The following is a 12,964-nucleotide window of genomic DNA, read 5'->3' on the forward strand; positions in this document are numbered from 1 at the left end:
GGGGTTAGGGCTTACCCCTTTTTTGAGCCATTAAACAAATCAATGGTGGGATTAAGGATTTAACGCATGCGTTCTTTTGGTGTTAGTAACATGCGATTAGCGCTTAGTAAAAATAAAATAATGCCACCAATAATGAAAAATGTTGAAGTTGCTAAAACCAGTATAGTATCAATCCCTTGAAAAGCTTTGATTAGAAGTTGATTAAGGTAGTAAAAAATAGATGTTTTGATAAATAATTGACCAATATTAGGTAGGTATTCTAAAGGAACAAAAACATTACAAGACATTAGTGCATAGAGATTGATAATATTACAAAATCCTAAGATGCTTTGTTCGTTTTGAAAAATTCTAGCTACAAAAATTGCCAAGCAAAAACAAAACAATGCGCTTGAAAAAACACTAACAAACCCCAAAATAAGCGCTTTAAAATTAAGAATAGTGATGATATTGAGCGCATAAAAAGAGAGAACAATAAAGATAAAAGCATATAGGATTACAACGATTAGTCTTGAAGCGATTAATGCTAGAGTTATTTGTTTGAAAGTTGCTGGTGATAGCATGTAGAACAAGAATATATTATGCGATCTAGAGCTTGTTATAGCTTGTGTGAGACCAAAGATCGCGCTAGAAATAATAAGGAGTCCCATTAGACCTATAATGTTATTAAAGTAAAAAATTTCAGTGGTATTTTTTGAAAAAACAAAAATTAGTAATAGGAGCATTAAAATAGGATAAATAAAAGTCCAAAATAGCGCACTTGTATTGGTGAGATAAGATTTGATTTCAAGTTTTAGGATAGATAGAATTGCTCCCACTAAATATCCTTTAGTAATGCTAATAAGTCTTTTGTGGTTGGTTTTTCTTTAAAGTTAAAAGTTTTAGCTACAGATTTTAATATGGAATCTAAAGGTTCGTATTTGGCAATGTTGCCATTCTTAAGGAACAATACCCATTCGCAACTATCTAAGACAATAGGATCATGAGTGGCGATGATACTTGTAAGTTGTTGGGTGTTGCGCAAGCTTATGAGATTTGATAGTCTTATAAGAGCGTTTTGCTCTAAACTAGTTTCTGGTTCATCCATAATAATTAATTGGGGGTGGTGGCTAAGAGCTAAATCAATCCTTAAGCGCTGTTTTTGTCCATCGCTTAGGTGTTCGTAGGTTTTATTCAAAAGATTTTTCTCAAATAGATTTGGAGTGCAGTTTTTGTGAAAAAATTGATAGAATTTAAAAAGGTCGTTTGCGTTTAATCCAGGTGGGTAGTTGAATAGGTTAGAGACAACTCCCAATTGTTTGCGTTGTGGTATAACATTGTCGTGGTATGGAATATTATTGTTTTGTGCTTTAAAATTATAGTCTGATCTAATGCCTAGAATAGTGTTGATAAGCGTTGATTTTCCAGCACCATTTGTGCCAATAATGGCTGTACTAGTATGACTTTTAAATGAAAAATCTTGTATATTTAAAGCGTTTTTAAACATGGTTTTTGGGTGTATGCTGATGTTAGAAATCATAAAATTCCCTTTGCATAAAATCTCCTTTGATAGAAATGATTTAAAATCCCATCTAGGGTTATTGTACTCAAACGATGGTTTTATTTAGCGTAGTGTTGCTAAAAAATTAATCAATCTTTGTTAAAACGAGCCAAAAACGTTACTGATAAACACACTCTAATCGCATAAAACAACATCAAACGATTTTAAAAAGTGCTCCAACTCCAAAAAATAGACAAAGCCACGGCTTTAAATAAGAAAGACCCTAAAAGAGAAACGGAGCTTTTGATTTTCCATTCTCAAAACCCTAAATACCCTCTCATTTTTTGTCCGTTACTGGTTTATGGGTGTTTTAACATGTAAAATTCCAACGCTTTTTCAAAGAGAAGCGAGCGATTAGGAAAACCTTTCTCTTTCATGTATTCATCCACTTTAGCCATAAAACTAGGCGAAAGTAAAACGCTATGATTGATTCTTCGCTCTTTACTTGTTTTTTCTTCGTATTCTATCTCTTCTATTTCGGCTAACAAACTCGGCGAAAGCGAAATGTTAAAACTGCTTTTTCGTTCGCTGCTCACTTTTATTTCTGCTTCTAACTCGGCTAATTCTGTTAGCAATTTTTTTCGTTTGGCTTGTAAAGTCTGAATGGTTGTGTGCGCTTTATGGTGTTCCATCATTGTTCCTTAAAATATCTTTATTTTTCGCATTCTACTATAAAATAGGATTTTGTGAGTAAATTCATTAAGAATGAAAATTGGAATTTTTCTTTAGAATTTAATCCAATTCTTTAAGGCGCTTTAATAATTCTTCTTCGTTCAAAACGCTCACGCCATGTTTTTTTGCTAGAGCGAGTTTTGAGCCGGCGTTTTCTCCAACGATTAAAAAATCGGTTTTAGCGCTCACGCTTGAAGAAATTTTTGCCCCTAAATTTTCTAACATTTGAGCGTATTCTTGCCGTGGTTTAGAAAGCGTGCCGGTTAAAACAATCGTTTTATGACTGAAAACAGAAGAGCTTTCTTGCTTTTCTTTGGCCATATCGCTGTTTTTAGGGTTTAACAAATCAAATAACGATCGGATAAATTCCTGATTGCTCGCATAAAAATTGACTAAAGAGCGTGCCATTTCCACCCCAAAGCCTTCCATTTCTAAAAACTCGGCTTCGCTTTTTTCTAACACGTTTAAGCCGTATCTAGCCAGCGTTTTACTCGCTCCCTTGCCGATATGCTCAATCCCTAAAGCGTTAATCAAACGCCATAAGGGAGGGTTTTTGCTTTTTAAAATAGCGTCCAATAGATTTTGAGCTTTTTTAATTTTGAATTTGTCTAGCCGCATTAAATCTTCCAATTTTAAAGTATACAAGTCTAGGGCGTTAACAATGAGTTTTTCTTCAAAAAGTTGCTCTATGACTTTATCGCCCAAGCCTTGAATGTTTAAAGCGTCCTTAGAAGCGAAATGAATCAAGCTTTCTTTCAATCTTGCCGGGCAATTAAGGTTTTGACAATAAGTAAAAATCTCTTCGCATAAAAGCTCATGCGAGCATATAGGGCAAACTTTGGGGCGTTCAATTTTATGTTGCGAGCCGTCTCTGTAAGTTTCTAAAGGCTTGATGATTTTGGGGATCACATCGCCGCTTCTAATGACGACCACCCTATCATTGAGCATGATATTCTTTTTTTCAATTTCAGAATAATTGTGCAAGGTCGCTCTATTAATCATAGCCCCAGCAATTTCTACAGGCTCTAAAACAGCGACCGGTGTGATCGCCCCGCTGCGCCCCACTTGGTTGATGACTCCTATGATTTTGGTGTGTTTTTCTAGAGCCGGGAATTTATAAGCGCAAGCGAATTTAGGGGATTTTTGCGTGTAGCCTAGCTCCTTTTGAATATCCAATTCATTCACAACGATCACCATGCCGTCTAAAAGGGCAAAAAAGCCCTCCCTTTCTCTAATTAGGGTGTGGTAATTGTCTTCTATTTCTTGGTGGTTTTTGTTTAGGCTTAAGTATTGAATAGAATTAAAACCCAGCGAGACAATAAAATCCAAACACTCCTTAAAGCTTAGGAAATTTAAAGAATGCTTGCCCACGCCCCAAGGAATGAATTGCAATTTACGCTTTTTAGTGATTTCACTATCAAGCTGCCTCAAACTCCCTGATGCGGCGTTTCTAGGGTTAGCGAATAGGGGTTCGTTAGCGTTTAAGCGCTCTTTGTTTAAAGCGTCAAAATCCTTTTTAGAAATGATCACTTCGCCCCTGATTTCTATTTCTCCATTATAAGCGATAACGTGGGGGATATTAGCGATGTGTTTAGCGTTTGCGCTAACTAATTCTCCTTCTAAGCCGTTGCCCCTAGTGGTCGCGCTCACTAGCTTGCCATGTTGATACAAAAGATTGAGCGAAACCCCATCAAGTTTTGGCGAACACACGAACGAAGCGCTAGGATAGGCTTTTAAAATGCGTTGCAACCACGCTTGCAATTCGCTTTGATTGAACACATCATCTAAGCTCCACATCCGCATTAAATGGGGGTTTTTATTGAACGAATTGGTGGTAGTAGCCCCCACTTTTTGGGTAGGGGAATTAGCTTGAATGCGATTAGGGTTTTCTTCTTCATAAGCTTTTAATTCTTGATAGAGTTCATCATAGATCGCATCGCTTACGATTGACTCATCAAGGTTGTAATAATGGTGCGATAGGGTGTTTAAATATGCAATTCTTTCTAAATATTCTTTTTGGCTTTTTATCATTTTTGTAAAAACCTTTTAAACTAAATTAGGGTAGTATTATAACATTTAATCTTTTGATAGGGCTTTAGGGGAAATTAGGTGGTAAGAGGTATTGACAAAACGACTTCGTTGCACTTAAACAACGAAGCGCAATTTCTGTGTTTTAGATTGGATAAAGAAAAAGACGCTCAGCTTTATGGCATGAACATTTTTAAGATCCGAGAAATCATCCATTATGACGGAGAAGTTACAGAGATTCTTGGGGGGAGCGATGGCGTGATGCTCGGGTTTCTTAGCGTTAGGGGCGAATCCATTCCTTTAGTGGATGTGAAAAGGTGGTTGCATTATAACGCTAGTGATCCGAGCCGCAATTTAAAAGAATGCAGCGTTAAAGACGACCATAATTTGGTGATCGTGTGCCATTTTTCTAACCATTCCATCGCTCTAAAGGTTTTAAAAATTGAAAGGATCATCCATAAAAATTGGACTGAGATTAGCGCCGGGGATAAACAAGGCATTAATGAAGAGGGTAAGCTTAGCGCTATCACTCGTTTTGATGAAGAACGAGTGGTGCAGATCTTAGATGTGGAAAAGATGATTAGCGATGTTTTCCCTAGCTTGAAAGATTTAGACGATTTGACTTTGCGTTGCATAGAAGCCATTCAAAGCCAAAAACTCATTTTAATCGCTGAAGATTCTTTGAGCGCTCTTAAAACCTTAGAAAAAATCGTTCAAACTTTAGAATTGCGTTATTTAGCCTTTCCAAATGGGAGAGAATTGTTGGATTATTTGTATGAAAAAGAACATTACCAACAGGTCGGCGTGGTCATTACGGATTTAGAAATGCCTGTTATTTCAGGGTTTGAAGTGCTAAAAACCATTAAAGCTGATAGCAGGACTGAGCATCTTCCTGTGATTATCAATTCATCCATGAGCAGCGATTCTAACCGCCAATTAGCCCAATCTTTAGAAGCGGATGGTTTTGTGGTAAAATCTAACATTCTTGAAATCCATGAAATGCTTAGAAAAACGCTTTCATAAATTTAATTTTTGTTTTAATTTAAAGGGATAAAACATGCGAAGTCATTTCTGTGCAGAAATTAGTGAAAAAGATGTGGGTAAAACCATCAAAGTGGCCGGATGGTGTAACACTTATAGAGACCATGGAGGCGTGGTTTTTATTGATTTAAGGGATAAAAGTGGCTTAGTGCAATTAGTCTGTGATCCTAGCTCTAAGGCTTATGAAAGGGCTTTAGAAGTTAGGAGTGAATTTGTGCTAGTGGCTAAAGGAAAAACTCGTTTAAGAGGGCCCGGTTTAGAAAACCCTAAACTAAAGACCGGTAAAATTGAAATTGTTTTAGAAGAGTTAGTCATTGAAAATAAAAGCGCTACCCCACCGATTGAAATTGGCAATAAAAATGTGAATGAAGATTTGCGTTTGAAATACCGCTATTTGGATTTGCGCTCTTTGAATGCTTATGAAATCTTTAAATTGCGCAGCGAAGTGGCTTTAATCGCTCGTAACGCTTTAGCCCAAAAGGGCTTTTTAGAGATTGAAACCCCCATTTTGTCTAAAACCACGCCTGAGGGGGCTAGGGATTATTTAGTGCCAAGCAGGGTGCATGAGGGCGAATTTTTCGCGCTCCCTCAAAGCCCGCAATTATTCAAACAGCTTTTAATGGTGGGGGGAATGGACAGGTATTTTCAAATCGCTCGTTGCTTTAGAGATGAAGATTTGAGAGCGGACAGGCAGCCAGAATTCACGCAAATTGATGCGGAAATGAGTTTTTGTAGTGAAAATGATGTGATGGGCGTTGTGGAAGATTTGTTGCAAGAGATTTTTAAAGCGATTGGGCATCATATTTCTAAACCTTTTAAACGCATGCCCTATAAGGAAGCGATGGAAAATTATGGGAGCGATAAGCCGGATTTACGCTTTGGATTGCCTTTAATAGAAGTGGGGGATTGTTTTATGGACAGCTCAAACGCTATTTTTTCTAATATCGCACAAGATCCTAAAAACCAACGCATTAAAGCTTTGAACGTTAAGGGGGCTGATGCGATTTTTAGCCGCAGCGTTTTAAAAGAATTAGAAGAATTTGTGCGCCAATTTGGGGCTCAAGGCTTGGCGTATTTGCAAATTAAAGAAGATGGGGTTAAAGGGCCTTTAGTTAAATTTTTGAGCGAAAAGGGGCTGAAGAATATTTTAGAAAAAACTGGTGCACAAACTGGGGATATTGTCTTTTTTGGAGCCGGGGATAAAAAAATCGTGTTAGATTACATGGGGCGTTTGCGCTTGAAGGTGGCTGAAACGCTTGATTTGATTGATAAAGACGCTTTGAATTTCTTATGGGTAGTCAATTTCCCCATGTTTGAAAAAACCGAAAACGGCTATCATGCCGCGCACCACCCTTTTACGATGCCTAAAAATATAGAATGCGAAGATATAGAAGAGATTGAAGCGCATGCGTATGATGTGGTGCTTAATGGCGTGGAGCTTGGTGGGGGGAGCATTAGGATTCATAAAGAAGAAATGCAAAAAAAAGTCTTTGAAAAAATCAATATCCATGAAGAGGAAGCGCAAAAGAAATTTGGCTTTTTATTAGAAGCGCTAAAGTTTGGCGCTCCTCCTCATGGGGGCTTTGCGATAGGCTTTGATCGCTTGATCATGCTAATGACTAAATCCAGTAGCATCAGAGATGTGATCGCTTTCCCTAAAACGCAAAAAGCTTCATGTTTATTGACTGATGCGCCTAGCCCCATTAATGAAGAGCAACTAAGGGAATTACACATTCGCTTGAGAAAATAATTTAAAAGGATACGATATGAAACAACTATTTTTGATTATTGGAGCCCCAGGGAGTGGTAAAACCACTGATGCAGAGCTTATCGCTAAGAATAACAGCGAAACAATCGCTCATTTTTCTACTGGGGATTTATTAAGGGCTGAGAGCGCTAAAAAGACTGAGCGAGGTTTATTGATTGAGAAATTCACTTCTCAAGGCGAGTTAGTGCCTTTAGAAATTGTGGTAGAAACGATCCTTTCAGCGATTAAAAGCTCTAGTAAAGGGATCATTTTAATTGATGGCTATCCCAGGAGTGTGGAACAAATGCAGGCTTTGGATAAGGAATTGAACGCTCAAAACGAAGTGGTTTTGAAAAGCGTGATTGAAGTAAAAGTGAGTGAAAACACCGCTAAAGAAAGGGTTTTAGGGCGCTCTAGGGGGGCTGATGATAATGAAGTCGTGTTTCATAACCGCATGCGGGTGTTTTTAGATCCCTTAGCTGAAATCCAAAATTTTTACAAGAATAAGAAAGTGTATAAAGCGATCAATGGGGAGAGGAGCATTGAAGAGATTGTGGGCGAAATGCAAGAGTATATTTTGTCTTTTGCGAATTAAAATGCGTTCCAAAGAGAATGAGCTGTGATTGGTGTCTATATTATTTCTTTAAAAGAAAGTCAAAGGCGTTTGGATACTGAAAAACTCGTTTCAGAATCCAATGAAAAATTTAAAGGCCGTTGTGTTTTTCAAATTTTTGACGCTATTAGCCCTAAACACGAAGATTTTGAAAAATTACTTCAAGAGCTTTATGACGCTCAAAGTTTATTGCAATCTGATTGGTATCATTCTTATGTGGGCGCTGGTTTGACTTTGCCTGAATTAGGGTGCTATTTAAGCCATTATCTTTTGTGGAAAGAATGCGTCAAATTAAACCAACCGGTCGTCATTTTAGAAGATGATGTAACGCTAGAGTCTAATTTCATGCAAGCCTTAGAAGATTGCTTGAAAAGCCCTTTTGATTTTGTGAGACTCTATGGGTGCTATTGGTATTACCACGAGACAAAATTCCATGTTTTACCCAAAGAATTTGTATTTCCTCCCTTTGATTATCATTTTAAAAATAACCCTATTTTAGAAAAATTTAAAAAATTTTTTGATGTTTCTAGATTTTTAAATCTTTCTACCCATAAAGTCATCCACTATATTCTCAAAAAAATACAAAAAAGCTATTACGCAACGCATGAAAAAGAAGCCTTTTTTTTAGAGCATTTTTACCTCACCAGCGTGTATGTGGCCTCTACAGCCGGTTATTATTTAACCCCTAAGGGCGCTAAAACCTTTATAGAAGCCACGGAGCGTTTTAAAATCATAGAGCCGGTGGATATGTTTATGGATAATTCTGCTTATCATGATGTAATGAATCTGACTTATGTGCCTTGCCCTGTTTCTTTAAGTGAGCATTCTTTAGACAGCACCATTCAAAAGCCCCAAAAAAAGAGCTTGAAATCTTACCCCTTTCCACCTAAAAAATCAACTTTTAAGAATCTTTTCTACTACAGCATTAACGCTAAAAAGCGTTTAAAAGCCTTTCACAAATACAGCAAACAATACGCTCCTTTAAAAACCCCTAAAGAGGTTTAAAAAGAATGAAAAAACTTTATGGTAGAATGTCACAGAATGCCATATTTAGGAGTTCATTTGACACAAGTTTATATCATTTCTTTAAAAGAAAGTCAAAGGCGTTTGGATACTGAAAAACTCGTTTTAGAATCCAATGAAAAATTTAAAGGCCGTTGTGTTTTTCAAATCTTTGACGCTATTAGCCCTAAACATGAAGATTTTGAAAAATTCGTTCAAGAGCTTTATGATTCTTCAAGTTTGTTAAAATCCGATTGGTTCCATTCTGATTATTGTTATCAAGAATTATTGCCCCAAGAATTTGGGTGCTATTTAAGCCATTATTTTTTATGGAAAGAATGCGTTAAAACAAACCAACCGATCGTTATTTTAGAAGATGATGCAATGCTAGAGCCTAACTTTATGCAAGCCTTAGAAGATTGCTTGAAAAGCCCTTTTGATTTTGTGAGACTCTATGGGCATTATTGGGGAGGCCATAAAACCAATTTATGCACTCTCCCTATCTATACAGAGGCTGAAGCACCTGAAGCACCTATTGAAAACCATGAAGTTACCCCCCCCCCCAATTCCACACAAGATACGCAACAAGATTTTATTAATGAAACGCAACAAAACCCCAAAGAACCATCTAACCCTTGCAAAATAGCGCCCCAAAAAATCTCTTTTAATCAAGTGGTTTTTAAAAAAATTAAAAGAAAACTCAACCACTTCATTGGAAATATTTTAGCTCGGACAGAAGTGTATAAGAAACTCGTGGCAAAATACGATGAACTCACAGGAAAATACGATGATCTTACAGGAAAATACGATGATCTCACAGGAAAATACGATGATCTCACAGGAAAATACGATGATCTCACAGGAAAATACGATGATCTCACAGGAAAATACGAATCCTTGTTGGCAAAAGAGACAAACATCAAAGAGACCTTTTGGGAAAGGCGTGCTGATAGCGAAAAAGAAGCCTTTTTTTTAGAGCATTTTTACCTCACTAGCGTGTATGTTTCTACTACGGCAGGCTACTATCTCACGCCTAAGGGTGCTAAAACTTTTATAGAAGCTACGGAGCGTTTTAAAATCATAGAGCCGGTGGATATGTTTATAAACAACCCCACTTACCATGATATTGCTAATTTTACCTATGTGCCTTGCCCTGTTTCTTTAAACAAGCATGCTTTCAATAGCACCATTCAAAATGCGAAAAAGCCTGATATTTCATTAAAACCCCCTAAAAAATCTTATTTTGATAATCTTTTTTATCATCAATTAAACACCAAAAAGTGCTTGAGAGCGTTTCACAAATACAGCAAACAATACGCTCCTTTAAAAACCCCTAAAGAGGTTTAAAAAGAGCGGGCTTTATGTTAGAATAAGTCTTTTTTATTATTCAAAGGAGATTGCAATGAATTTAGAAAAACTAGAAATTAGCCATGACGCTAACGCTTTGTGCGTGGTGATTGAAATATCCAAGCATTCTAATATCAAGTATGAACTGGATAAAGAAAGCGGGGCTTTAATGGTGGATAGGGTGCTTTATGGGGCGCAAAATTACCCCGCCAATTATGGCTTTGTGCCTAACACTTTAGGATCTGATGGCGACCCTGTAGATGCGCTTGTTTTAAGCGATGTGGCTTTTCAAGCCGGGAGCGTGGTGAAAGCGCGTTTGGTTGGGGTTTTGAACATGGAAGATGAAAGCGGAATGGATGAAAAATTACTCGCTCTACCCATAGATAAGATCGATCCCACGCATTCCTATGTCAAAGACATTGATGATTTATCCAAACACACTTTAGATAAAATCAAGCATTTTTTTGAAACTTACAAGGATTTAGAGCCTAATAAATGGGTGAAAGTCAAGGGGTTTGAAAACAAAGAGAGCGCGATTAAGGTTTTAGAGAAAGCGATAAAAGCCTATCAAGGCTAAAGATTTTAAGGGTTTTGGCTCAATTAAGCTTAAAGCCCTTTTAGCACTCTTTTAAAAAGGTTTTGTTCTCATTTAGTGTTGGTGTGAAATGGCTTTATGGTTTAAAAGCGGATTTTTGTATTAATTCCCCATAAAAAAGCGCCAAAAACTACAATTTAACGATTTTAACCCCACTACCGCCTAAATTAATGGGAGCGTCGCTAAAGCTTACCACTTTAGGGTGGTTTTTTAAAAATTCTTTCACAAACTTTTCTAAAATCCCGCTCCCTTTGCCATGGCAAATAAGCACTTCTTCAAAGCCCCCTAAAAGCGCATCGTTTAAAAAAGCGTCTAGTAAATCTAGGGCTTCTTCGCTGCGTTGCCCCCTTAAATCAAGACGCAAGCTCGCCTTTTGGGGTTTAGGAATGGTTGTTTTAGGGGGCTTGAATTTGTTTTTATGGGGTTTTTGGATTTTTTTCAACCAACTCCCATGCGCTTTTAAACGCATGCCAAGCTCGGTTTCTATCCAATAATAGCCCTTGTCTAAAATTTGCACAATCAGCACACTTTCATTTTTATAGCGCACTTTTTCGTTGGCTTGAAAGCTCGTTATGATTTGTGGGATCTCCTGGTTTGATTTATGCTTGTTTAAAATTTCGCTCGCTTTATGGATTTCTTTATGCATGGAGCTGGTATCTTTTGAAGCGACTTCGCTTTTTAAGAGATTTAGGGCTTGTTGGTAGGATTTTTCCAATTCCAATTTTTTATTGTGAAAGATTTCTTTTTGTTTTTCCATTTCCAAAAGCCATGCATTTTTTAAATCTTCTTGCTCTTTTAAAGCGTTCTCTAAAAGTTCATTTTTTTGCTTCAATTCCCTTTCTAACGCGCTGGAATTTTCAATCAAAACATTCAATTTTTCCTTATCTTCGCCATAGAAGGCTTTCGCTTTTTCAATCAAAAAATGCGGCACGCCATAGCGCAAAGCGGTTTCAAACGCATAGCTTTTGCCAATAACCCCTTTTAAAAAAGTGTAAGTGGGCCGTTCTTTTTCTTCATCATAAAGAGCGGCTAGTAATTCCACTTCCTTGTTTTCTGCCATTAACACGCTCAGGCGTTTGTGGTGCGTGGTGATAATGATTTGGTTGTTTTGTTTGAGCAATTTTTCTAACAGGGTTTTATACAGACTGCTCGCTTCATCAGCGTCAGTCCCTAGCTCAATTTCATCAACGCCTAAAAGCATGTTTTCTTTGGATAAAAGAGCGCTAAATTGCTTCATTCTGCCGGCAAAAGTAGAGATATTGTTCGCGCTGTTTTGGGGGTCATTAATAATGGCGTGGATTTCTTTAAAATAGGGGATAATGGAATGATGGGCGTTGATTTTCATAGCAATAAGATGCTTGCTTAAAAAAGCCGCGCTTAAAAGCGATTTTAAGAGCATGGTTTTCCCGCCTGCATTCACGCCGGTAACAGCGAGCATGGATTTTTCAAACTTCAAATTTAAGGGCTTTGGCTCTTTTAAAATGGGGTGCGAAAAGTTTTCTAAAATCATTTTTTTTTGAGTAAAGCTTGGCATGACAAATTCTAAATTGTAGGCTTTAGCGAAATTAAGCCTAGCTTGCAAGCTGTCTAAAAAATCAAATTCTTTAAAAAGGAATTTTAAAAATAAAAGGTGTTTTTGCAAGCTATGGCTTAGAGTTTGACACATTTCAACAATACAGCAATCTATTTCATTATCAATTTGCGCGATTTTTTGCGCGATTTTTTGCGCGTTTTCAGGCAAAAGATAGAAATAGCCATTAGCGCTCCTTTCTAGCACAACGCCTTTAATCGCGCTAGAAAACCCGCTTTTCAATAAAAGGCATTCATAACCATGCTTAAAATGGCTTTGCGTATCCACTAAATAAGGGGCAAGCTCTTTAGAGCGCGCGTAATGGTGAATGATTTTGGCGCTCTCTTTTTTAAGGCGGTTCAGACTTTCATTTAAAGCGTCTAGGGTAGCGTTAGCCCCTTGTTTGATTTGCCCTTCATCATCCAATAAAGCGATTAGATCATTAAAAAAAGGGGGTAAAACAATAGCGTTAAGGCGTTCATGAAATTTTAAATGCGTGAAAGTTTTAAAAGCGTTTTGTAAAACGACAATGTAGCGCAATCGTTTGACGATCTCAAAAATTTCATCTAAATGGAGCGTCCCTAATTTGGTGAGTTTGATGATAATAAGATCGCTTTCTTTCACGCTTTTAGGGGTGGGCAAACCGATCGCATCCACTTCGTTTAAATAAGTGAAAGTTTGCTTGAGATCGTTTTCTAAAATAATAGTATCTCTTTCTTTTGCAAAAAAGGTTTTAAAAAGAACGATAAACTCTTTTAAATCCAGGCTTTCTTCTAGGGGTTTTGGTGGGGTATTATTATTCATTATTCATT

12 protein-coding genes are annotated in these 12,964 nt (G+C 37.2%); 7 read left to right on the forward strand and 5 right to left on the reverse strand.

Features of this window, described 5'->3' with window-relative positions; genetic code table 11:
* Window positions 1-59 precede the first annotated feature (59 nt).
* Both KX581_RS01905 and KX581_RS01910 read right to left on the reverse strand, forming a co-directional pair.
* Window positions 60-815 (reverse strand): ABC transporter permease, encoded by a 756-nt coding sequence (locus tag KX581_RS01905; RefSeq protein WP_000500917.1) that lies wholly within the window; start codon window positions 813-815, stop codon window positions 60-62.
* On the reverse strand, window positions 815-1,516 hold the full coding sequence (locus KX581_RS01910; RefSeq protein ID WP_220846015.1) for an ATP-binding cassette domain-containing protein: 702 nt from the start codon (window positions 1,514-1,516) through the stop codon (window positions 815-817). Before KX581_RS01910 ends, KX581_RS01905 begins: the two co-directional genes overlap by 1 nt.
* A gap of 192 nt (window positions 1,517-1,708) precedes the next feature.
* Here KX581_RS01910 and KX581_RS01915 point away from each other — a divergent pair, with 192 nt between their 5' ends.
* Window positions 1,709-1,858, forward strand: a complete 150-nt coding sequence (locus tag KX581_RS01915; protein ID WP_231175460.1) for a hypothetical protein — start codon at window positions 1,709-1,711, stop codon at window positions 1,856-1,858.
* On the opposite strand, the gene KX581_RS01920 is transcribed toward KX581_RS01915, so the two are convergent.
* Together KX581_RS01920 and ligA are read right to left on the reverse strand one after the other, a co-directional pair.
* Window positions 1,837-2,169 carry a ribbon-helix-helix domain-containing protein gene (locus KX581_RS01920; RefSeq protein WP_231175425.1) on the reverse strand — a complete coding sequence of 111 codons (333 nt, stop codon included), beginning with the start codon at window positions 2,167-2,169 and terminating at the stop codon, window positions 1,837-1,839. The two genes, KX581_RS01915 and KX581_RS01920, sit on opposite strands and share 22 nt — an antisense overlap.
* A gap of 100 nt (window positions 2,170-2,269) precedes the next feature.
* On the reverse strand, window positions 2,270-4,240 hold the full coding sequence (gene ligA, locus KX581_RS01925) for an NAD-dependent DNA ligase LigA (protein WP_231175426.1): 1,971 nt from the start codon (window positions 4,238-4,240) through the stop codon (window positions 2,270-2,272).
* A gap of 78 nt (window positions 4,241-4,318) precedes the next feature.
* On the opposite strand from ligA, the gene KX581_RS01930 reads away from it, so the two are divergent.
* Genes KX581_RS01930 through ppa form a run of 6 tightly spaced genes read left to right on the forward strand, consistent with a single transcriptional unit; the run spans window position 4,319 to window position 10,564 of the window.
* Complete coding sequence (locus KX581_RS01930; protein WP_231175427.1) at window positions 4,319-5,260, forward strand: chemotaxis protein; 942 nt, start codon at window positions 4,319-4,321, stop codon at window positions 5,258-5,260.
* Between the two features lie 34 nt (window positions 5,261-5,294).
* Window positions 5,295-7,028, forward strand: a complete 1,734-nt coding sequence (gene aspS, locus KX581_RS01935; RefSeq protein ID WP_231175428.1) for an aspartate--tRNA ligase — start codon at window positions 5,295-5,297, stop codon at window positions 7,026-7,028.
* Window positions 7,029-7,044: 16 nt separating this feature from the next.
* On the forward strand, window positions 7,045-7,620 hold the full coding sequence (locus tag KX581_RS01940; protein WP_231175429.1) for an adenylate kinase: 576 nt from the start codon (window positions 7,045-7,047) through the stop codon (window positions 7,618-7,620).
* 24 nt (window positions 7,621-7,644) lie between these two features.
* A complete protein-coding gene (locus KX581_RS01945; RefSeq protein WP_231175430.1) occupies window positions 7,645-8,643 on the forward strand; it encodes a glycosyltransferase family 25 protein in 999 nt (332 codons plus the stop codon).
* A gap of 57 nt (window positions 8,644-8,700) precedes the next feature.
* Entirely contained in the window at window positions 8,701-9,987 is a 1,287-nt protein-coding gene (locus tag KX581_RS01950) for a glycosyltransferase family 25 protein (RefSeq protein ID WP_231175431.1), read from the forward strand.
* Window positions 9,988-10,042: 55 nt separating this feature from the next.
* Window positions 10,043-10,564, forward strand: a complete 522-nt coding sequence (gene ppa, locus KX581_RS01955; protein WP_001047362.1) for an inorganic diphosphatase — start codon at window positions 10,043-10,045, stop codon at window positions 10,562-10,564.
* A gap of 148 nt (window positions 10,565-10,712) precedes the next feature.
* On the opposite strand, the gene KX581_RS01960 is transcribed toward ppa, so the two are convergent.
* Complete coding sequence (locus KX581_RS01960; RefSeq protein ID WP_231175432.1) at window positions 10,713-12,956, reverse strand: endonuclease MutS2; 2,244 nt, start codon at window positions 12,954-12,956, stop codon at window positions 10,713-10,715.
* Between the last annotated feature and the right edge of the window lie 8 nt (window positions 12,957-12,964).

Source organism: Helicobacter pylori (genome assembly GCF_021062735.1).
In the GTDB taxonomy this organism is placed as follows: domain Bacteria; phylum Campylobacterota; class Campylobacteria; order Campylobacterales; family Helicobacteraceae; genus Helicobacter; species Helicobacter pylori_DN.